Source organism: Chitinophaga japonensis (assembly GCF_007830125.1).
Classification (GTDB): Bacteria; Bacteroidota; Bacteroidia; order Chitinophagales; family Chitinophagaceae; genus Chitinophaga; species Chitinophaga japonensis.
The window spans coordinates 338,347-360,139 of sequence record NZ_VLLG01000002.1 but is presented as its reverse complement, the minus strand read 5'-3'; the positions used below and the strand labels follow the sequence as shown (position 1 = coordinate 360,139).

The following is a 21,793-nucleotide window of genomic DNA, read 5'->3' as shown; positions in this document are numbered from 1 at the left end:
ATATATCATGCGTAATAATTTGAATCACTCTGCCCCGCTGCAAAAGCTATGGGCCTTATCCTTGCTGGTGATGCTGGCACTCCCGTCTTACGCGCAGGAGCCGCAGGCCCGGCTGGATGTACATCTGCAGAATAATGACCAGCGGGAGCAGCTTACCCGCGATCAGTTGCTGCGGCTCATAGCTGAGCATAACGTAGCGAAATGGATATTTACAAAGAAAATAACGATAGCCGGCGGCCGCAAAGTAGTGCCGCATAGCCATCCTGTGCTCACCCTCAACACCCGCCATATAAAAGACGACGAATTGCTGTTGGCCACTTTTATCCATGAGCAGCTACACTGGTTTATAGACAGCCACCCTTCCAAACAGGCCGCCTATGAGCGCTTAAAGGCCCTGTACCCGGATCCCCCCGCCCGTTTCCCGGAAGGGAGCGGAGGAATAACGGATACCTATTACCACATTATCATATGTTACCTGGAGTTTAAGGCTCTGCAGCAGTTGCTGGGGGAGTTAAAAGCCTGGCAGGTGATCAAGTTCTGGCAGCAGGATCATTACCGGTGGATCTACAGCACCGTGCTGGAGGACCGGTACCGGCTCGAAGAACTGGTACAGGATCTTGACCTGGACATTTGATGATTCCATCCATGTTTTAACTACAACAACCATAGATTCGGCTACAGATAGTTTCCTGCCGTTGCGGAGCTTTGCACATAAAAAACAACGGACATGAAAATTATCGTAACAGGTTCAGTAGGGAACGTCAGCCAGCCCCTGACCAGAGAGCTGGTAAAAAGAGGCCATACCGTAACCGTGATCAGCAGCAGGCCGGAAAAACAAAAGGACATTGAGGTCCTGGGCGCCAGCGCTGCTATTGGCTCGCTGGAAGATGTCGATTTCCTGGTATCCGTCTTTACAGGGGCCGATGCCCTGTTTGCCATGGTGCCGCCTAACTTTGCCGAGGCTGACCAGGCAGCATATTACCGCAGGATCGGCGGCCACTATGTACAAGCTATTCAGCAGTCGGGTATCAAACGGGTAGTGCATCTCAGCAGTTACGGCGCGCACCTGGACAAGGGCACCGGGTTCATACGCGGATCTTATTTTGTAGAAGGCATGCTGAACGCGCTGCCGGACGTAGCCGTTACCCATCTCCGCGCCGGCTACTTTTATTATAATCTCTACAACTTTATGGATATGATAAAAGAGCTGGGTTTTATTGGCTCGAATTATGGCGGCCATGACAAGCTGCTGTTGGTGGCCCCTGCAGATATTGCTGCCGCCGCTGCGGAAGAGCTGAGCGCTCCTGCTGCCGGCCAGCGGTTGCGCTACGTTGTAAGCGACGAGCATACTGCCAGCGAAGTGGCGCATGTACTGGGCGCTGCTATTGGCAAGCCGGACCTGCAATGGAAAATTTTTACCGATGAACAGTTGAAAAACAGCATGGAGCAGCGGGGAGTGCCTGCGCACATTATAGCCAATGTGGTGGAGCTGGGCGCCAGCCTGCATAGCGGCAGGCTGTATGAGCTGCATGAGCCTATCGCCATGGGCAAGGTAAAATTGGAAGATTTTGCAAAGGAATTTGCCGCTGCTTTTAAAAAGGGCGATTGATTCCTGTTTCGATTTTAAGCGCTATCTTAAGGATAATGAAACACGCACAGCCATTTAGTGTTAAAACAGTCACGGAATACCATCAACTCAAGGAGCTGCCCAGCCCGGAGCATCCGTTGATCAGTGTAATAAAATTTGAGTCTATTAAAGACCTGGAGGATAAGCCGAAAAGTATCCTCCTGAATTTCTATACCATCGCGCTGAAAAGGAATTTTAACGGTAAGCTGAAGTACGGCCAGCAGGAATATGATTTTGACGGAGGCATTATGAGCTTCATGGCGCCGGGGCAGGTGCTTACCATTGACGTGGATGAAGCTTTGAAGCATGAAGGGTACCTGCTGATCGTACATCCCGATTTTTTATGGAATACACCGCTGGCCAAAAAAATAAAGCAATACGAGTACTTCAGCTATTCCATCAGCGAAGCCCTGCACCTTTCGGAGAAGGAAGAAGCAACGATTACCGGCATCATACAAAGCATTGAGCAGGAGTACCGCTCCAATATTGACAAATTCAGCCAGCAGGTGATCATTGCCCAACTGGAGCTGCTGCTGACCTATGCGGAAAGGTTTTACCACCGCCAGTTCATCACCCGGAAAATTGCCAGCCATCAGGTACTCAGCCGCCTGGAAGATGTGCTGACGGAGTATTTCAACCGCGATGACCTGGCAGGGAAAGGGCTGCCTACCGTGCAATACATCGCGGATACGTTAAATGTATCGCCCAATTACCTGAGCGTATTGCTAAAGGTATTGACCGGTCAAAGTACCCAGCAGCACATCCACGATAAGCTGATAGCAAAGGCGAAGGAAAAGCTATCCACTACGGACCTCACAGTCAGTGAAATAGCGTATGAGCTGGGCTTTGAGCATTCCCAGTCGTTCAGCAAGCTATTCAAGAGTAAAACCAGCTTTTCACCGCTGGCGTTCAGGAATTCCTTCGTTTGACCCTTTCCCGGGCCAGCGTCTGCAGCAGGTGGTAACACTTTTCTGCCAGCGCGGCGTCTTTCCCCTCAAAGCTGCACAGGCGCTTCCGGAGTTGGGGATGCTGTATCCATATTCCAACGCTGCCGGCGTTCCGCTGTAGGGAAAGCTGGTCCTGCTGCAGTGCGGAAAAGGGGATGCGCAGCTTCCCGCTACGCAGCTCCTGCTCCAGCAGTAGCAGTGTTATGCCCGACCTGTTGCCGGAAATAAATACCAGCGCAAGGAAGAATATCATCGGGAAAAGGTATATCCACCAGGGCAGCGGCATGCTGCCTATGTACAGCACCACATCCGCCAGCGCGGATACCAGCGTGGCGGCCAGGAACAGGAGGGCCAGGCCCGTATATGCCAGGATGCTCCGGCTTTCGTTAAATGAAATGCTGTGCTCCTGCTTGTGATACACACATGCGCATCTTGTGTGTCTGGTCACCAGTTCGGTAAGCTCCTGGATGCGGTCGTTCATAAGAATGGTTTTTCACAAAGATATGCGCAGCTCCAGCCAGCAGGTCAATTCCGCTGACTATACAGTGACTATAGAACAGCGACGAAGCGTCTACAAATTGTCTACATATGCATACAAAACAAAGCAGCCGCCTCGTTTCCGGGACGGCTGCTTTGTTTTATCAGATGTTAAATATGGCTTAGTACCCCTGGTTCTGGGTAAACGCATCCGAAGCGTCCAGCGTGGACTGCGGGATGGGGTAAACCCTCCTGAAAGGTTGGGAAACCGGTTTGGCGGTGCCGGCGGCCTCGTATTTACCGAAGCGGATAGCCTGCTTTCTCCTGTACATTTCCCAATACAGTTCGAACCCTATTTCATTGTAGAGCGTCTGCTCGTTAAGCGTGCTGATGGCAACACCGGGAGCATTGTTATAGAGCGCCTCCCTTGTCCGGGAAGTGCGCAGCTTGTTGATATCCGCCATTGCCAGGTCGGTCTGGCCTTTGCGGAAATAAGCCTCCGCGCGCATGCAGTATATGCCTCCCAGCCGGTACAGCGGGATGTCTACATTGCTGGAACCGTTATCCTTTTCCGGGTCAAACTCGTATTTGAAGACCCGCACACCCTGGTTGATCTGCGCCTGGGTGAAAATGGACTGGCTCGGGTTGTCAAAATTAAGCGCCGGTGTAAAATCAACGGGCAGGGTCGTGTTCTTTTCGCAATAGAGCATGATCACTTTAATACGCCCGTCCGGTGTGCGCTCGAAATCGCCGGTAGACAGCAGGTTGGGCCCGTATTGCTGCCCGGCCATCAGGCCGCGGTTGAAGTGGAACCAGGGTTGTGAGCTGCCGGCTACGGTGCTGGTAGCGGGCATGCTTACGTCTGTACCGTCGTTCATGAACCAGGTACCGTCGTCATACTGGTAGTGCCGGTGGAAACGCGGATCATCGTGGTTGCCGTCCCAGGTCGCGTAAAACTCGGGGGTGGTGCAGGAAGCGTTGGTACCCCGGTTCACCGGCGAGGGTTTCTGGATCCTTTCCATCGGCATATAGGCAAAATCATTGTCGCTGCTGCGCTGGGTATTGATCTCCTGCGTTACTACAAAGATCAGCTCCTGCCTGCCGGAGTTGTCAATATCGAAATTCCTGAAATAGTTGCTTTCCAGGTTGAATTGCCCGGACTCAATAAGCAGGGTAGTGTATTCAATGACCTTGTCCATATCTGTACCACTGCCGCTAACGGCCGGCTCACTGAAGTTGAAGCTGGAAGCGTAACGGTCCTTGAACACGGCGCGGTTCAGGTACATATCCGCCAGCAGGCCATAGGCAGCCTGCCTGGTAAACCTGCCGTTGTGGGTGTTCTGCTGGCCCAGCTCAGCCAGGTCGGGCAGTAAGGATTCCACTTCCGTGATCAGCTCATCGATGGCGGTAGCTGCCTGACGTACTTCCAGCGGAGCATTATCCACGTTGGGATCGCGGTAGGGCGCCTGGCCAAAAAGGTCCAGCGTATGGAAGGTGTAAAGTGCCAGCAGGCCCCTGGCTTCTGCCAGCAGTTGGGCTTTGTTGGCAACATTCTGGCTGTTGTTGATGCTGCTGATAGCGGTCAGCGATTGGGTGATGCCGCTGTTCAGGGCATTCCAGGTCCTGGTCACCACGGAATTATCCGCTCCCCAGGTAAACTCATGGATGGCGCGGTAAATGCCGCCGTCACCCCAGTCGCTGCCACGGGTAGGCAGCAGGGCTTCATCCGTTGAATATTCCTGCAATGCAAACACATGGCTGTGATCCACGAAGGTGGCGCTGCCCATTTGCCCGTAGGCGGCGGCCAGCGCATTTTCAGGATTTGCATTATTGGAGCCCAGCACCTCGTCGATCACTTGTTCTTTCAGGTCTGTACAGCTCACCAGGCTTGCAAAGAGCAAAGCGCCGGCTAGTTTTTTATGTAGTTTCAATGAAGTCATAGCTCGATGGATTAAAATTTAATGGTTGCGCCTAACAGGAAGGTTTTTGCCGCCGGGTAGGTGGTATAGTCAACCCCCAGGGACTGGTTGCCGTCTACGGTCTTCGTGGTGTTCACCAGCGGGTCATAACCGGAGTAGCCGGTGATGGTAAACAGGTTCTGGGCGCTTACATATATATTGAATGATTGCAGCCAGGGCACCTGGTTGAATGAGAACGTATAACCCAGCCGGAGGTTGCTCATGCGGAGGAAATCCGATTTCTCCAGGTACAGCGATGACAGTTGCACGGCATTGCTGGTGCTGGCCCCGGCATCATAGTACTTTTTCAGCACGTTGCGGTCCGATGCCAGGCTGTTAATGTTCAGGTCCAGCGCGGTATTGTTCACCAGGTATCCGCCGGTCTGTCCGATGAAAGCCACCGAGAGGTCGAATTTCCGGTAACGCAACTGGCTGTTGATACCGAAGTTGAAATTGGGAATGGCGCCCTCGAAGATCTGCCGGTCGTCTGCATTGATCACGCCGTCGCCGGTCTTGTCCTCAAAAATATCCTTGCCGTCCTTGTCATACCCCATATGTTTCAGCATATAGAAAGAGCCGGCCTCATACCCGCTTTTGTAAATGTTGGCGTTCACGCCGGACAGGCCGGGGCCGGATATGCTGCCGGAGTACAGCTCGGACACCGGCAGATCCTTGATGGTGTTGGACAGCGTGGCGCCGTTCACGTCTACGGACCAGGTCAGGTTTTTAGTGTTGATCAGTTGAGAGCCCAGCATGAACTCAAATCCCTTGTTCACGATCCGGGCATCCACGTTCTTCCACACGGTGGTGGTGGGGCTGAGCGGTTCGGAAGGAATGTTCAGGATCGGGTCCTTGGTGGTTTTGTTATAGTATTCCAATGAGCCGTACAACTTGCTGTCCCAGAGGTCGAAGTCCAGGCCCACGTTATACTGTTCCACCAGCTCCCATTTAAGACCGGGGTTGGCCGTGCGGTTTACGATCACGCCGTTTACCAGCGCCAGGTCGTCGTACAGGTAATACCCTGCAGATGGCGTCAGGGAGTAGCTGGCCTGGGTGATCTTGTTCGGTACTTCCTGGTTGCCCGTCTGGCCCCAGCTTGCGCGCAGCTTCAGGTCGCGGATGGCGGTTACGTCTTTCAGGAACTGTTCGCGGGAAAGCGTCCAGCCCAGTGCAAAAGACGGGAAGTAGCCGTACTTGTTGTCTTCACCGAAACGTGTAGAACCGTCCGCACGGAGGGAGGCCGTCAGCAGGTAGCGGTTGTCGTAATTATAGTTCACACGACCAAAGAAGGACTGCAGCTCGTTTTCCTGCGCGTAGCCGCTCGGCGTGGTCGGTATGCCGGAATAGCCCGGGTTGTACTCAGGCGGCACACCGGTTCCCTGGTTGGCGATGTTCTGCATGCCGAAAGCCGTGCCGGAGAATTTGAACTGCTGGTAGGAGAAACCGCCCAGCACTTCCACCTGGTGTTTCCGGATCGCCAGGTTATAGGTCAGGTAGTGATCCAGCAGGGTGGTTAATGACTGCAGGTTGTTCTGCACATAGGCGCCGTTGGGCGTACGGTCCGTTACGTTCGGGTAGATGGTGGAGTTACGCTCCGAAGTGGACTTGTCGATACCGTAATTGAAGCGGTAGTATAGGCCGGGCAGTATCCGCAGTTTGGCCTCGATGTTGCCCAGCACCCGGAAAGTGTTGGTCTTGTCGTCATAAATGCTCAGCAGGTAAGCCGGGTTGTAGTGCGCATTCATGTTGAAGTTGGTATACTCGCCGTTGTCGTCGTACACGGAACGGGTAGGATTGGCCATCAGCGCATGTATGATCAACTGGCCGTCAGACCCCGCGGTGTTCCCGTTGGGAATGCCTGTTTCGTCAATGTTGCTGGCGGTCAGGTTCATTTTGATGGTCAGCCGCTTGTCGTCAAAGAACGACTCCTCGGCATTGAGCCTGGCCGTGGTCCTTTTGAAGCTGCTTTTTTCCACGATCCCGTCCTGGTCCAGGCGGGAGATGGAGGCCAGGTAGTTACCGGTATTGGTGGACTTGGCAAATGACAGGTTGTGGTTCTGGATAAAACCGTTGCGGTAGATCACATCCTGCCAGTCGGTGCTGCTTCCGTGGTCATAGGCCGGGTCGGTTATTGCCTGCCTGTATTCTGATGCAGGCAGCACGTCCAGCTTTTTGATAACGGAGGAGGTGCCTACGTACATATCATAGGTCAGTGTAGGATCGCCTTTTTTACCCCGCTTGGTAGTGATCAGCACTACGCCGTTGGAGCCGCGGGCGCCGTAGATGGCTGCCGCAGAGGCGTCCTTTAAAATGGTGATGGTCTCAATATCGCTGGTGTTCAGGAAATTCAGCGGGTTTTTAGCCTCGGAGCTGCCCAGGCCGAAGTTGGGACCGCCTGCGCTCACGTTGTCATTGCTCAGAGGAACGCCGTCCACCACGAAGAGGGGCGTGCTACCGCTCCGGATGGAGCCCACGCCGCGGATGAAGACGTCCACTCCCGCGCCCGGCTCGCCGCTGGACTGGGCGATGCGTACACCGGACACCTTGCCCTGGAGCATGTTGTCCACGGAGATATTGACACCTTGTTTTATGTTATCTGCCTTTAACTGGGTCAGGGCGCCCGTTACGTCCGATTTGGTCTGGCTGCCATAGCCTACTACCACTACTTCGCCCAACTGGCTGCTGCCTTCTGTCAGCGTTATGCGCAGGGAGCTGCCGCTTACCGTTACCTCCTGCTGGCTGAAACCGATGTAGGAGATCACGAGCTTCTCACCCTGGGCCGCCTGCAGGGTAAACTCCCCGCGGTCGTTGGTGGTGGTGACCCGGCCGGTGGAAAGTGATCTCACTGTGGCGCCGGGTATCGGCGTGCCGTCTTTGCCGGCAACTACTCCCCTTACAGGCTCCTGGCGGGCAGCCTGGTCATAATTACTAAAGTATGGCGCACCAGCCCGGGACAGGCTAACGGACGAAAGCCATACTGCTACCATTAAAAGATACCGAATGTTCATAGGGAACGCTATTATGATTATTGATATAAAGCTTTGATATGAAAAAATGGAAAATTGTCCTCCTCATGATGTCATATACGTATAGGAGACCTGCCGTGGAATGCTGGGGGCCAAATTACTGAAAAATAATGCAAACCGGATGAAGCATGTTTTGTAGTGTGTAAAAATCCCCATAGACCCTCAATTTTTATGAAATTGCCTGCAATGATAGGGCTATTCCGGAATTTTGTCTATTTATCAAAGTTATGTTTACTTTAATTAAAGCGTTTTAAGCCGTCCCGTAAAAAATATCCCCTCCCAATAGTACCTGCCCCCTTCCCATCCGACATCTTCAACGGAGCAAATTCCTTCAAAAAAACCATATACTATGAAAACAAACCAATGGATAAGAGCAGGCATCCTGTCCTGCTTATTGCTTATCACATCCCTATTTTCCCTCGCGCAATTTAAAGTGGTAGGGTATATGCCCTCCTGGTCGGGTAATGTAAATGCTATACAGTATAGCAAGCTTACGCACATCAACTATGCTTTCCTGCTGCCAACCGCTACCGGTGGCCTGCAGCCCATTGAAAACCCTTCCAAGCTGCAAAGCCTCGTGTCTATGGGCCATGCCAACGGTGTAAAGGTGCTGATCGCTGTGGGCGGCTGGAACAATGGCGATGACAGCGGCTTTGAATCACTGGCGGCCAATAGCAGCTACCGTGCCGCCTTTGTAACCAATATGCTCAACTTTGTTAATCAATACGGCCTCGATGGTGTTGATATTGACTGGGAATACCCGGACCAGGGCGCATCCGCCAACAATTTCGTGGCACTGATGACACAGTTGTCCGCTGCCCTGCATGCCCAGGGGAAACTGTTGACCGCCGCTGTAGTAGGCACCGGGGGGGAAAGCATTCTCAGCTCCGTATTCTCACAGGTCGATTTCCTGAACCTGATGGCCTATGATTTCAATAATTATGATCACTCCACGTATAACTACGCCTCCCAGTCACTTGCCTACTGGAAAGGCAAGGGGCTGCCTGCCGCCAAGGCAATACTGGGCGTTCCTTTTTATGGGCGTCCCAGTTGGGAGAGCTTTGCCACGCTCATAGCACGTGGGGCCAGCCCTTATGCCGATACCTATAATGGGGTGGGGTATAATGGCATTACTACTATTAAGAGTAAGACCGACCTGGCTTACACCCAGGGCGGCGGCATTATGATGTGGGAGCTTTCGCAGGATGCGGTGGGCGCCTATTCCCTCTTGTCTGCCATTCATGAGGAGGTGCTGGCCAACGGTGGTGGCGGCGGCAACCAGGCGCCCAGCGTGACCATTACCTCCCCTGCAGCGAATGCCTCCTTTACAGCGCCTGCTACGGTGAATATTACCGCTGCTGCTGCAGATGCAGACGGCTCCGTTACCAAAGTGGAATTTTACAATGGCGCCACCAGGCTTGGTGAGGACAATGCCAGCCCCTTTACCTATTCATGGACAAATGTAGCCGCTGGCAATTATACACTTAGCGCCAGGGCTACGGATAATGCCGGTGCGGTTACTACGTCGGCAACAGTGGCGATTGTTGTGAACGGGACCGGCGGTGGTTCCTGCAACGGCATACCAGCCTGGTCTGCATCCGCTGTTTATGTGAACGGGGACCAGGCCGTCTATAACGGTAAATTATATACGGCAAAGTGGTGGACGCAGAATGAGCAGCCGGACATCAATTCGGGCGATGCCAGGCCCTGGGCTTATGTGCGTGATTGCTCCGGCGGGGGAGGCAACAATGCGCCGGTGGTGAACATTACTTCGCCGGCCAATAATGCCACATTCACCGCGCCTGCCAGCATCAGCATCCAGGCGGCCGCTACAGACAGCGATGGCTCCATTACCAAAGTGGAGTTCTTTAACGGTAGCGCCAAACTGGGCGAAACCGCCAGCGCTCCCTATAGCTTTACCTGGGCAAACGTAGCGGCGGGCACATATACGCTCACCGCAAAGGCTACCGATAATGCCAATGGCGCCACTACCTCCGCTGCCGTAACGATCGTAGTGAGCACAGGCGGCGGGGGCGGCAACTGCGCCGGTGTGCCTGCTTATGAGCCTTATCCTAAGATCTATAATAAAGGAGATCGGGTGGTATATAATGGTGTGCTGTACGAAAGCCTGTCCGACGCATTGTATAATGTAACGCCGGGAACTGCGGACTGGTGGTGGAAGCCGGTCGGCACCTGCACCGGTACCGCGGCTATCGCTGCCACCAGCACCACCGTGCAGCCTGCAGCCGCCACTAAGACGCTCACCGTATATCCCAACCCTGTTACCGGTTCCACCTTACGGATAGCAATGGAAGCACGGGTTGCTGAAAAGATCTATATCGATATCTGGAGCGTTAACGGCAGCAGCCCTGTACTGCACAGGGAATATGTTACCGGGGCAAAAGGCGGGCAGTTTATCAGCGTGGATGTTAGCCAGCTACCGCCGGGCACCTGGATCATCAAAGCCAGCGATGCCAATGGCATACCCAGGGGCAGCGCCAAGATCATACGCATGTAATAACAATAAATATACAGGGCTGATCCGGAGATCAGCCCTGTTTTTTTCTTTTGGTCTCAGTCGCTGACCTGGTTTCCCCGGCATTCAACAACAGCTTTGATTCAACGCATGTTGCCATTTCAGCATGTCTCCGTGGTGGACTTCAATAACCCGGCAGCCAGATCATTGGCGGCTTTTCAAGTGGTGGGAACTCCACTTTATAGCTGCATTTTGATGATGTTTTCTACACTGGTTGCCTTTCTTACAGGCCCGTCAGAAAATCCGGAATATGGCCATAGGTGGTTGTAAACCACAAGATTCGGGAAAATGTCGTTTGGGAATGGCAGGTACGGCATGGATATTTTGCACCTAATCAGCATTCGTTCATAATAAAATATTCATATTATGAAAAAGATGACAATTACAGGCCTGGTGCTCGGAATGTTCATTGCTGCTATTGGTTGCGGTCCCTCCAGTACAAGGGCCATAGGTGAAAATGTCGACCCTGACGTAACGAAGCTGGAAGATGCCAAAACCTATGGTTGGATCACGGATATCGACAACATACCTGACGCCCGTGCGTTTATAAGTCCAACCGGCATTTATGTATTTAACAATGAATCGGCCAGGGAAAGGATCAAGGATGCTATAGCATATGAGTTGAGCGCCCGTGGATATGAAAAGCAGGAGGCTACAGGTGGGGAGCCCGGCATAGAGGTTTCATTCCTGGTGCTGGAGCAGGCGGATACCTTGCGCAGAACAGGAGATTATGTGACGGTGCAGGGCGATGCGGTTATTCCCGAGGATAATGTAGAGCAGGTGCCTGTTATGCCCGGAACGCTTATTATTAATCTTACGGATGGCAAGACAGATAAAATGGTGTGGCAGGGGTTTGCCTCAGGAATAATTAAACCGGAAGATGTAAATGATAAGTCAAAGATCAGGCAGGCCGTTTCCTCTATATTCAGCCAGTTCAACCCCGATGCAATCAGCGGGGGATAAGCCGTTGTGCTCTTGCAAACAGGAAAATAAGGCAGCGTTAGTGCAACCTGGCGCTTACCGGCTTCATCATTAAAGCATCGAAAGCGGCTGCCACCGTGTCGGGATCAATCCCTTCCTTAAAGCTACTGATGTACTGATGCCGGGGATCGTCAGGTTGCAATCGCCACATCATGGTGCCATCTTCAAATATATGGTTGTAGCCCTGGGTATTGAGATGAAAGAATGCTTCCCAACCCCGGACGGCTACGTACACGGCTATCAGGTCGGCGCTGTGGTGGTATTTTCTTTTCCAGCTTTTTAAAAACAGTTCATAGGCCCGTGAAACCGGGTTCGAGGAGGGCTTTAGATCAAAGGTTGGCCGCCCGGTTTTAATGGCATTGGAAAAGTCGCCGCCACCGGTGAAAATGATGCGGGTAGGCCATTCTTTCGCCACGTATTGAACAGCGCCCGGGTCGGGCTTAAAATTTCCCCATTTCCCGGGATTTTGTTCGTAGGGGTATCTTCCTCCCATGCAAACCAGGTGCTTTACCTTTTTCCGGACCAGCTCTTTTCCATTCAATGGGCTGATGGTGTCCGGGGCGCTTTGCAGCAGGTAGGACAAATTGGTCAAATAACCTACGGTCACTATTACGACGCTCTGATCAGGTTGAGCGGCCAGGAGCTGCCGGTACAGCATAAGCGCATCGGGCGCTTCTTCTCCCAGCCCGATATCCTGGGGAAACTCTTCTGAAATTGCCCTGGCATACACGGAGTTGCGGTATACGCCCAACGTTTTCACCGCACCCACCGGGACATCCGGCCGGTGGCAAAAGGTGTTAATGGCATCTGTCGCGGGAACGGACCAGGGGTTCAGGCTGCATACCATGGTACCCAGGATCTCGGCCTCTCCAAGATCCGCCAGGCCATGCAACATGGCCAGCGCGCCTACATCGTCTACGTCGGACTCCATATCGGTATCAAAAATGATCTTAACAGGCTGGGCTATTGACCCGGTAGAAAAAAGGGATACGATAATAACTACAGACATTACCTTGAGAAAGTCCTTCATTGGGAGTGTTTTGGTCAACAGCGGTAAGATAAAGCAAAAAATCAGTTAAAGCATCCTCCAAAACCACCGGCCGCAAAAACAAAAATGCCAAAGGCAATAGTGATAACCTTTGGCATTGGTTTGTGTTTTACCTGTTAAACGCAATCAAGGGTGCAATCCAGGGTACGGCAACCGCAGGTGGTCTGATCAATGGATGTTAGACAAATACCTGCCTTCATTTGTTTGGGTTTGCTGAGATTGGAAATCTTGATCTTGGTCAAATGGAGTTTTTTCTGATTGGTGCTCTTTTTCATAAATGGATAGCATTTAATAAATAGTCCTCTCCTGTCTTTAGCTTGGGGCGCAATGCCATGGAGCGGTTGTTCAGCATATAATTATAGCTCCGGTAAGGGGCAGTTGGTCTTGTTAATTACAGGTGATTGTACAGGGTTAAAGGAGATCAACTCCAGGGGGAACAGCAAATGGGGGCCTGCCTTCATAGGGTTCAGCATTTGGGTGTTAAGAAATGAGTCGTGCTTACTAATTTATTGAAATTCTTTCAAATGTTGAAAAAATGTTTTACCAGGCATGCTTTATTTTACTTAGCAGGTAATGCAGGACCAGCGCAAGGATGGTCCAGTAGAAAGCAAACCCTGCGAGAAAAAATGGAGGAGGTGTATCCGGGTCCTGTTGTAAAAATTTGATAAAAGGCAATAGCGGCCCTATCAGTATAACCTTAACAGGAGATAGTATTGTGGATACCACCGCTTTCCAGGTTGTTTGCGATGATGATCCCAGGAAAGATTCCACGGGCTGATCCAGAAGCGAGATGGTGCCAAAGAGAAAGGCAAACGCGAAAATGAGGAAGATGGAAACAAATTTTATCCTTGAAGTTTTCATATGCGATCACATTTAAAGGTTAATTTTCCTTTGTGAATATCCTTTCAACCCCGAGGCGCTTCATGATCATCTGTTTTTTGGCTGCGTTGAATTCAAACGTTACCCCGTTGGTGCCTTCGATCTTGAATTTATCCTGTGCCGTTGCTTCGAGCGGTGCTGCAGACTCTCCTGGCGGCTGGATATAAAGCGTTGTGCCATTCCTGGTAATCGTAAATTTCACGGGAGCTCCCGTGGTAGCATAAACTCCGGTATATTGGTCCAGCACTTCCGTGCTAATGGCCACCGGCTCGAAAGCGGGGATATCAAAGGGTTTATTGTAGTAGATATCCATAACGCTTTTCATAATGTTTCCCACAGGGTAGACCTTCGCATTTGAAGTATAAGCGAGCGCCAGCTTTTCTTCCGGCATATAAGCAAGCCAGGCGCCATAGTTATCAGCTCCGCCTGTGTGGCCGTAGAAGGTTCTGCCGGCGAACAGGAAGGGCTCCATTCCTGATCCATCGCCGTCCCTCATTGTTTTCATCAGTTCGAGATGTTCCCGGGAGATCAGTTGCAGTTCAAACAGGGCATGGATGAACCTGGCCATATCATTTGGTGTGGAGATGATAGCGCCGCCGCCGAAAAGATTGCTTGGATGGGTTTCCGGCGTTTGTTTCCAGCCGCCGCTGTACCTGTAGGTAAGACTTTCATTTTTCTTCACATCAATGTTCCCGGTTGCAACATATGTATCATGGAGCCCGATCTTTGAGCTGATCCTTTCCTGGAGGTTCTCCCCGTAGGATTGGCCGCTTAGCTTTTCGATGATGAGTCCCAGGAGCGCATAACCGGAATTGCTGTAAGAATGCCTGGTGCCGGGCTCAAAATCAGGGGCGCCTTTGGAGATAATGCTGACTAATTCCTCCTTCGTTATTGGGACTGTCTTTGGTGCAGACCGCAATTTCCTGTCCTGGAGCGCATCATGTATCCCGCTGCGGTGGGCGAGCATCTGTGCGATAGTAATTTTCCCCGCATTCGGAATCTGCGGGAAGAATTTGTCCAGGTGATCTGTCAGCTTTAATTTCTTTTCTTCAACAAGCTGCAGGATCATCACAGCGGTGTACATTTTGGTGATGGAAGCAATCCGGTATTTGCTTGCAGCCGTTAGCGGTTGCTTGTCGTTTTCACTGATGCGGCCATAGCCGATGGACCGCGAGTACAGCACCTTGCCATCTTTGGAGATGACGAGGGTGCCCATTGCTTTATTTTTTTCTGCGAGCCGGTCAAAATACCGGTCCAGCTTTGCCTGGTCGAATGTCTGCGCATAGCCTGCGGTAAACATTGTCAATGTCAGTAACGACGCGAATAATATTTGAAGGTTCATGGATGCGATTTTTGGATGTAAAAAGTACTTTGTATTGCAAAGTTAATTGAATACTTTGAATTGCAAAGCACTTTTTGAGAGTGATGGGCTGAATTATCCTGAATCCTACGGGAGGGGTGGGGATAATGTTTGTCCTAAATTGAATGAATATTGTCATTTAAGACATGCCTACTCCCCGCTATCTTTGAGGAAATATAAAAATGATCAGAAATGTTAAGAGTTGCAATAAACGGGTTTGGAAGGATTGGAAGAATGACCTTCCGGAAATTATTTAACCAGGACAATGTTAAGATCGTAGCGGTTAATGACCTGAGCACGCCTGAAATGTTGGCTTATTTGTTGAAATATGATTCTGTACATGGCGTATTTCCGCATCCGGTGAGCGCTGGTCAGGGAGCGCTGATCATTAATGAACAGCAGGTCAATGTATATGCTGAGCGAAATCCTGAGCGTCTGCCCTGGGATAAGCTGGATATTGACATCGTGCTCGAGTGTACCGGAATATTTGAATCCAGGGAAAAGGGCTCATTACATCTGGCAGCCGGTGCAAGAAAGGTGATCATATCGGCGCCTTCGGATAATGATGTCAAAACAATAGTATTTAATGTTAATCATCATATACTCAGGAGTGACGACCGGATCATAAGCGCAGCATCGTGTACTACTAACTGCCTAGCTCCACTTGCCAAAGTTTTACATGAGCATTTTATAATTGTATCCGGGCAGATGAACACCATTCATGCTTACACCAATTCACAGCCGTTGATGGACGTACCGGATAAAAAAGCCGGATTCCGGAAATCCAGGGCCGCTGCCGACAGTATCATTCCATTTACAACAGGAGCAGCCAAGGCTATTGGACTTGTTATCCCGGAATTAAATGGAAAACTGGACGGATCATCCCAAAGGGTTCCTGTACATTCAGGCTCACTGGTAGAGTTGTATACAATTTTAGAAAAAGCAACTTCCCCGGAAGAAATTAATGACGTTATGAGAAACGCTGCAAACGCGTCTTTCGGGTACAATGAAGATCCCATTGTATCGCAGGACATTATTGGAACAAGTTATGGAGCTATATTTGATGCCACGCAGACAAAAATAACCGGAAGCGGCAGCCGGCAGTTGGTAAAAACTGCTGCCTGGTATGACAACGAGATGTCATTCGTTTCACAGATGGTCAGAACCATGCTATATTTCGGCGCTTTGTAGTTTTGGGCCGAAATTTTTTCTATAGATGCCCGGGCTGGTATTCAGGTGGCGCATGAATAGTCGCCGTAAGCCATTAGCGTTTACCAGCCCACAGGTTTGTGCCACCTGGTCCAGGCTTAAATTACTTTCTTCCAGGTATCGCCGGGCAGCTTCCACTCTTACTTTCTCTACATATTTCGCCGGGGAGATACCTGTTTCTTTCGTAAACACCCGCGAAAAATTTCTGCTGCTCATAGATAACCTGTCTGCCAGTCTCTCTACGGACAGGTCTTCACTTAAATGCTCCTGGATAAATTGAACGATCTGGTTTACAGGTAAATGATTGGTTGACTGCGTTATTAGCAACGTGCTGAACTGGGACTGATTCCCGGGTCGCTTTAGGTATAAAACCAGTATCCGGGCTACTTCCATTGCCACATCCCTCCCTACATCTTCCTCTACCAAACCAAGTGTCAGATCAATCCCGGTGGAGATGCCGGCCGAAGTATAAAAATTTCCGTCTTTTATAAAGATAGGGTCTCTTTCTACTGTTATCCGGGGAAACTGTAGGGCCATCTGATCGCATAGCATCCAATGTGTGGTGGCTTTCCGGCCATTCAGCAATCCTGTTTCAGCGAGAATAAAAGCGCCTGCACAAACCGATGCTATTCTTGTTTTGGGATGCTCTTTCGCAACAGATCTTAACCAATCCAGGATGCTTTGAGGAATATGTTGCTTATATATTCCCCGACCTGCAATGATAACAGTGTCTATTGAATAAAAAATACCGGAAAGTCCTCCTTCGCATATAACAGGCATTCCACACGAGGTTGGAACAATAGAAGTGTTATCCATTGATACCAGGTGTGTAATGTAGTAAGGCCTGTTTTGTTTGTTAGCGGATACCATACAATCATTAGCCTTCGACAAAACTTCCAAGGGCCCTGCAACGTCTAATATTGAAGTTTGCGGAGGTATTAATATTACCACGTGTTTCATGCGTATGAATGTAATTTAAATGACGCATTTTGTGGGGTCTTAAAAAGGATGAAAAGTTAAATATAAGACAAAGTATTGATTTGTAGATTTATCCCCGGAGAAACCTGCCTGAACAGTTCCTATGTTATGACACAAAAAAATGTGAAACCTGCGGATTTCACATTTTTTTGCTTTTGTTCCAATAAACGGCGTTTATAAAAGCATAGTTGGCAAAGCTTTCTTTGATCCTTATTTAACCACCGTTGCTTCCAGCTCTACATTCAGTGTTTCGTACAGGGCAACCACTTGCATCAGGGTAACTACCTGTTTCATTCCGTGCTTTGCAACAAAATCCTGGAATACGTCAAAACAGTTTTTGATAAACTCATCAGAGGAAGTCGTGTAAACTGTCAGCCTGACGATATTATGGCATTCGTAGCCCGCTTCACTGATGACGGTTTCGAGGTTCTGTATCGCCAATCCGAGCTGGGTGCGCATATCGGCATTGCTGGATGTGCCATCGGCGTGTACCGCAGCCTGCCCGGCGCAGTACAATGTTCCTGCTGTCTCTTTCACTTCTACGGCCTGTACGTAACTCCGTTCTTCCTGCCAGGTCCAGGGATTGATGATCCGCTTTTTCATTTACTTAAATTTTTGGATGTTAATAATTTGATGTATAGCGTTGATACAGTGCAAAGGTCCACGTTAAACATGAATTATACCTGTGATGTTTGTCACGATTATGCGATGCACCGGATCGCTAAAGGTTTTCTGTCCAGGAACGGGGTATAAAAAGGAGGAAGATGATATAAGCGGGCGCAATGCCTTCTTATTTTTGAAGGAGCTGACGCCTGACACGGCTCAGGGTGTCTTTAGTGATGCCAAGGTAAGAAGCAATGATATGTTGTGGGAAGCGGTGCAGCAGCTCGGGATAACAGGCGGCAAAATCTGTATATCGTTTGCTTGCGGTACCACTTATAGATGAGGTCAGCCTCCGCTGGTTGGCAATATTATTCCGCTCGTCAAGCTGGCGTATCATTTCACAAAAGGCAGGTACCGTCCTGATGAGGTCAAGAGTATTGGCCCTGTCGATCAAAAGCATTTCGGAGTCTTCCCAGGCATCGATATTATACAAGCTTGGCGTAACCATGACCCAGCTTTCCCGGTCACCCATCCACCAGCCTTCCACGCCTAACCGCACGTTGTGTTCATATCCCTTGTCATCCACCGAATACATCCGCATGGAGCCCTTTACAATAAAGGCAAAATGTTTGCACTGGTTACCAGCCTGCAGGAGATACTGTCTTTTTCTCAATTTGAACGGAGTAAATGCCTGGCTAAGCCGCATTTTTTCGTCTTCTGAAAGTGGATCAGCACTGAATTTTTTCAGGTAGTCAAAAAAAGCTTCGTTCATATTAACCTCGCGTATCTTTCTTATAATAAATGATAGCCTGGAATAGTCAATTGTTGTATAAACAAATATACTGATTAAAATGCGAACTGTCTTATCGCAAACGCCCCGGCAAACGTAGACATTTGTCTACTTTATTTTTCGACATATATCATCTTTCTCTTTTTGCCGGTTCCTGAACTTTGTGGAAGCTTGAACGAACCAGCGGCCTTACATCTGCCCCCGTAATTTTCAATTTTAGTAATTAATATACAAAATCAACAACATGTCAAAAAATGTGAAAACAGGCCTTGAAGCCCTGCTGCGTCCGGAGGACAGTATCTTAGTATTGATCGATCATCAGCCTTTCCAGTTCGCCAACCTGAACAGCCACGAACCAACGATGATCATCAACGCTGTGGCGGGAATTTCAAAAGCGGCAAAAATTTTTAATGTACCGACCATTCTGACCACGGTTGTAGAAGAACGTGGCGGTTTGATCATCCAACAGATCCAGGAAGTATTTCCGGAACAAAAACCCATCAACCGTACCCTCATTAATACCTGGCAGGACCCTGCTGTCACCGGCGTTGTGGCAAAAAGCGGCCGCAAGCAGCTAATCATTGCAGGCTTGTGGACAGAGGTTTGTGTAGCCATGCCGGCAATCCAGGCAGCAGGAGAAGGTTATGATGTATTTGTCATAACAGATGCCTGCGGGTCAGTTTCAAAGGAAGCGCACGATATGGCGGTACGCCGCATGGTACAACATGGTATTACGCCGATCAATTGGGTGGCGGTAGTCTCTGAATGGCAGCGTGACTGGGCTCGTACCGAAACAGCAGGTCCATTGGCCGGCCTTATGATAGCGCATGCCGGGGGAAGCGGGGTGGCATATGCCTGGGAACAGCAACTGCTGGCTACGCCTGTTCCTGCGGAATAATAAGTAATTTAGTAAAGTAACATCCTGGTAGATCCAGGGTGTTGCTTTTGTTTAACCAATCACTAATACGACCGCGAACAGGTTACAAGCAAGCCGTCATCCTGCATTTTATTTATAACAAGAATTTAAACGATCTCGCGATCAATATTAAACATGAAAAAGAAAAGCAGTTTTTCAACCCGGGGACAGAGAGCAGACATCGGCGACCTGGTCATACACCGGATACTGCCGAACAGGTATGCTGACGCGGTAGGGCCGTTCGTCTTTTTAGACCATATCATTCCAAAGATCCAGGAAAAGGTAAATAAAGAAGGAACCGGCGCACATCCGCACCGGGGCATCGCTACGCTAAGCTACATCCTGAATGGCGAGGATGAGCACTTCGATAGTGCAGGAAACTATGCCATAGTGCATTCCGGAGGAGTGCAATGGATGAATGCCGGGAGCGGGATCATTCACGATGAAACGCTGAATTATGACTCCCGGACTGATTCCAGGCTGACCCATGCATTTCAATTCTGGATCAACCTGCCTTCAAAGATCAAAGCAGGAAAGCCGGCCTACCTGGCCATTGAAGGCAATGAAGTTCCTTATAAAGAACTACCGGACGGGAAAGGATGGATAAAGGTGATCGTCGGTTCGTTTGAAGAATTAAGCTCTTCGATCCCAAATTATTCGGAACAATTCATTTACCATATCCATTTGGAGCCGGGCGCCGGTTTCGCCACCAATTTTGCCGATAAATTAGAGGTCGCCGCTTATTTACCTGTTCTACCGGCCTCCATAAATGATGAAAAATTCGATGCCGGTGATTTCATCGAATTTGACAGAAACGCAGGAAGTATAGCGTTGCTAAACGGGAACCAGGAGGCCGCTGACTTTATATTATTTGGCGGTGAATCCTATCAGGAGCCAATAGTCGCTGAAGGTCCATTTGTCATGAATTCCAAGCTGGAGGTCGCCAATGCCTACAGGGATTTTTATAACGGCAAGTACGGTAAGATAGATTATGAAAAGCAAAAATCGAAAGCTTAGTAAGCGACTCCGCTGGCATAAGCGCATCATATAAAAAATTCGAAGTACGGAGGATCGGATGTTGGTTTATACCATTGTATTGGTCGGATGGACCGGGGTGCTATTGCCGGGCGGCTTGTGGTGGAAGGGCGCTTTGCTTATGATGAGCTCAGGCCCGTGCGCTTTTGGAAAAAGGAAGATATATGCAACATTAACGTATGCTGCTTTGAAAATTAAGGAGGGCTTCCGGAGGTAATAGGAATAAAATATCTTTCCTAAGCGTTTTGCTGGCAAATTGTTGGCAAATTACAAAGGCCATCTCCGGATGGCCTTTGTAATTAATTGGAAATTAAGTGACCCCACCGGTACGTTTTTCGAACTTTTTTATGGAAGATTTAAAGCGGCTTGCAAGTATAGCTATTTGATAGCTAATTACTTGTGAGCCTTTTTTGTGCATACTTAATTCGTGAACCTGAAAATTGTGTTGTATGAAAAAATTAATGTGCGCCGAGGCCAAACAGATTGACCTCGTAGATTACCTGGCCTCATTAGGCCATCGGCCCCAAAAGGTAAGGAACCAGGATTACTGGTATTTATCCCCTCTACGGGAGGAAAAAACACCGTCCTTTAAAGTAAACCGCCAGCTAAATGTGTGGTATGATCATGGAACCGGGAAAGGTGGCGACCTGATAGATTTTGGAACCCTATACTTTGGTTGTAGCGTTAGTGATCTGTTGGACCGCTTGTCGCACCATCAACCCGCCCCATCTCTTTCTCTTCACCCGCCCACCCATGCCAGCCGTCAGCATTCCGGCCCCGCTTCTTTTGCTGGTGAAAGGAAAGATGCCAGCGGGAGCCGGATTGTTATTTTGGACGCACGTCCCCTGGCGGAACCGTCCCTGTTGGAGTACCTTCAAAAGCGATGTATCCCGCTGGAAATTGCCACCCGTTTTTGCAAGGAGGTGGACTTTCTTTTGTATGGCGAAAAGCGCACCGTGATCGGCTTTCGGAACAACGCGGGAGGGTACGAGCTGCGTAGCGGAAATTTTAAAGGGAGCAGTTCTCCCAAGGACGTTACATTTATTGATAACCATGCCGGAGAAATTACCGTTTTTGAGGGCTTCTTTAGCTTCCTTTCTTTCCAGACTATTAACAACAATCAGCAGGACACGGTGTCAAATTGTCTTATCCTCAATTCCCTTTCTTTCTTTGAGAAAAGCCGTCCCCTTATGGAACAACATGGAAAGGTACACCTGGTTTTAGATCGGGATGCTGCCGGCATTCACCACACTCAAAAAACCTTGCAGTGGGACCGTGATAAGTACCAGGACCGCAGCGATTTTTATCATGGTCACAAGGATTTAAATGAGTGGCTTGTTCACCATCACCACAGCCAAAAGGAACCCCAACGGCTGAGAAGAAGGCCCTGAAGTTTGGGTAGCCAGCTATGTTTTGGTTTAAC

At 49.9% G+C, this 21,793-nt stretch carries 18 protein-coding genes; 9 read left to right on the top strand and 9 right to left on the bottom strand.

The features are described from left to right. The first annotated feature begins 7 nt into the window (after positions 1-7). The 3 genes from LX66_RS01395 (at position 8) to LX66_RS01385 (ending at position 2,556) form a co-directional block, all read left to right on the top strand. Positions 8-634, top strand: a complete 627-nt coding sequence (locus tag LX66_RS01395; RefSeq protein ID WP_145710105.1) for a hypothetical protein — start codon at positions 8-10, stop codon at positions 632-634. Positions 635-727: 93 nt separating this feature from the next. Continuing rightward, a complete protein-coding gene (locus LX66_RS01390) occupies positions 728-1,609 on the top strand; it encodes an NmrA family NAD(P)-binding protein (RefSeq protein ID WP_145710104.1) in 882 nt (293 codons plus the stop codon). 35 nt (positions 1,610-1,644) lie between these two features. Next, positions 1,645-2,556 (top strand): helix-turn-helix domain-containing protein, encoded by a 912-nt coding sequence (locus LX66_RS01385; protein ID WP_145710103.1) that lies wholly within the window; start codon positions 1,645-1,647, stop codon positions 2,554-2,556. Here LX66_RS01385 and LX66_RS01380 read toward each other — a convergent pair. The 3 genes from LX66_RS01380 to LX66_RS01370 all read right to left on the bottom strand — a co-directional run bounded on the left by LX66_RS01380 (position 2,537) and on the right by LX66_RS01370 (position 8,017). Further along, positions 2,537-3,055: a hypothetical protein gene (locus LX66_RS01380; RefSeq protein ID WP_145710102.1), complete on the bottom strand. Its 519-nt coding sequence runs from the start codon at positions 3,053-3,055 to the stop codon at positions 2,537-2,539. The two genes, LX66_RS01385 and LX66_RS01380, sit on opposite strands and share 20 nt — an antisense overlap. A 178-nt stretch (positions 3,056-3,233) precedes the next feature. Then, a complete protein-coding gene (locus LX66_RS01375) occupies positions 3,234-4,991 on the bottom strand; it encodes a RagB/SusD family nutrient uptake outer membrane protein (RefSeq protein ID WP_145710101.1) in 1,758 nt (585 codons plus the stop codon). A gap of 11 nt (positions 4,992-5,002) precedes the next feature. Continuing rightward, complete coding sequence (locus tag LX66_RS01370; RefSeq protein WP_145710100.1) at positions 5,003-8,017, bottom strand: SusC/RagA family TonB-linked outer membrane protein; 3,015 nt, start codon at positions 8,015-8,017, stop codon at positions 5,003-5,005. A 367-nt stretch (positions 8,018-8,384) separates the two neighbouring features. On the opposite strand from LX66_RS01370, the gene LX66_RS01365 reads away from it, so the two are divergent. Beyond that, the gene (locus LX66_RS01365) at positions 8,385-10,553 is read left to right on the top strand and encodes a glycosyl hydrolase family 18 protein (protein WP_145710099.1); all 2,169 of its coding nucleotides are present in this window, start codon (positions 8,385-8,387) and stop codon (positions 10,551-10,553) included. Between the two features lie 384 nt (positions 10,554-10,937). Further along, positions 10,938-11,534 carry a DUF4136 domain-containing protein gene (locus LX66_RS01360; RefSeq protein WP_145710098.1) on the top strand — a complete coding sequence of 199 codons (597 nt, stop codon included), beginning with the start codon at positions 10,938-10,940 and terminating at the stop codon, positions 11,532-11,534. Between the two features lie 37 nt (positions 11,535-11,571). Here the strand turns inward: LX66_RS01360 and LX66_RS01355 are convergent, their stop codons facing one another. From LX66_RS01355 to LX66_RS01345, 3 genes are all read right to left on the bottom strand, one after another. Continuing rightward, complete coding sequence (locus LX66_RS01355) at positions 11,572-12,582, bottom strand: nucleoside hydrolase (protein WP_145710097.1); 1,011 nt, start codon at positions 12,580-12,582, stop codon at positions 11,572-11,574. A 558-nt stretch (positions 12,583-13,140) separates the two neighbouring features. Next, positions 13,141-13,461, bottom strand: a complete 321-nt coding sequence (locus LX66_RS01350; protein WP_145710096.1) for a hypothetical protein — start codon at positions 13,459-13,461, stop codon at positions 13,141-13,143. Positions 13,462-13,480: 19 nt separating this feature from the next. Then, complete coding sequence (locus LX66_RS01345) at positions 13,481-14,821, bottom strand: serine hydrolase domain-containing protein (RefSeq protein WP_145710095.1); 1,341 nt, start codon at positions 14,819-14,821, stop codon at positions 13,481-13,483. Between the two features lie 210 nt (positions 14,822-15,031). Between LX66_RS01345 and gap the strand changes: the two genes are divergently transcribed. Continuing rightward, the gene (gap, locus tag LX66_RS01340) at positions 15,032-16,030 is read left to right on the top strand and encodes a type I glyceraldehyde-3-phosphate dehydrogenase (RefSeq protein WP_145710094.1); all 999 of its coding nucleotides are present in this window, start codon (positions 15,032-15,034) and stop codon (positions 16,028-16,030) included. On the opposite strand, the gene LX66_RS01335 is transcribed toward gap, so the two are convergent. The 3 genes from LX66_RS01335 to LX66_RS01325 form a co-directional block, all read right to left on the bottom strand. After that, positions 16,010-17,008, bottom strand: coding sequence for a GlxA family transcriptional regulator (locus LX66_RS01335; RefSeq protein WP_145710093.1), 999 nt, complete (start codon positions 17,006-17,008; stop codon positions 16,010-16,012). The two genes, gap and LX66_RS01335, sit on opposite strands and share 21 nt — an antisense overlap. Positions 17,009-17,236: 228 nt before the next feature. Beyond that, complete coding sequence (locus LX66_RS01330; RefSeq protein WP_145710092.1) at positions 17,237-17,629, bottom strand: RidA family protein; 393 nt, start codon at positions 17,627-17,629, stop codon at positions 17,237-17,239. Between the two features lie 187 nt (positions 17,630-17,816). After that, positions 17,817-18,401 (bottom strand): Crp/Fnr family transcriptional regulator, encoded by a 585-nt coding sequence (locus LX66_RS01325; protein WP_145710091.1) that lies wholly within the window; start codon positions 18,399-18,401, stop codon positions 17,817-17,819. 262 nt (positions 18,402-18,663) lie between these two features. On the opposite strand from LX66_RS01325, the gene LX66_RS01320 reads away from it, so the two are divergent. The 3 genes from LX66_RS01320 (at position 18,664) to LX66_RS01310 (ending at position 21,761) form a co-directional block, all read left to right on the top strand. Continuing rightward, positions 18,664-19,317 (top strand): hydrolase, encoded by a 654-nt coding sequence (locus tag LX66_RS01320; RefSeq protein WP_145710090.1) that lies wholly within the window; start codon positions 18,664-18,666, stop codon positions 19,315-19,317. 153 nt (positions 19,318-19,470) lie between these two features. Next, the gene (locus LX66_RS01315; RefSeq protein ID WP_145710089.1) at positions 19,471-20,352 is read left to right on the top strand and encodes a pirin family protein; all 882 of its coding nucleotides are present in this window, start codon (positions 19,471-19,473) and stop codon (positions 20,350-20,352) included. Between the two features lie 467 nt (positions 20,353-20,819). Next, positions 20,820-21,761 carry a toprim domain-containing protein gene (locus tag LX66_RS01310; protein ID WP_145710088.1) on the top strand — a complete coding sequence of 314 codons (942 nt, stop codon included), beginning with the start codon at positions 20,820-20,822 and terminating at the stop codon, positions 21,759-21,761. Positions 21,762-21,793 lie beyond the last annotated feature (32 nt).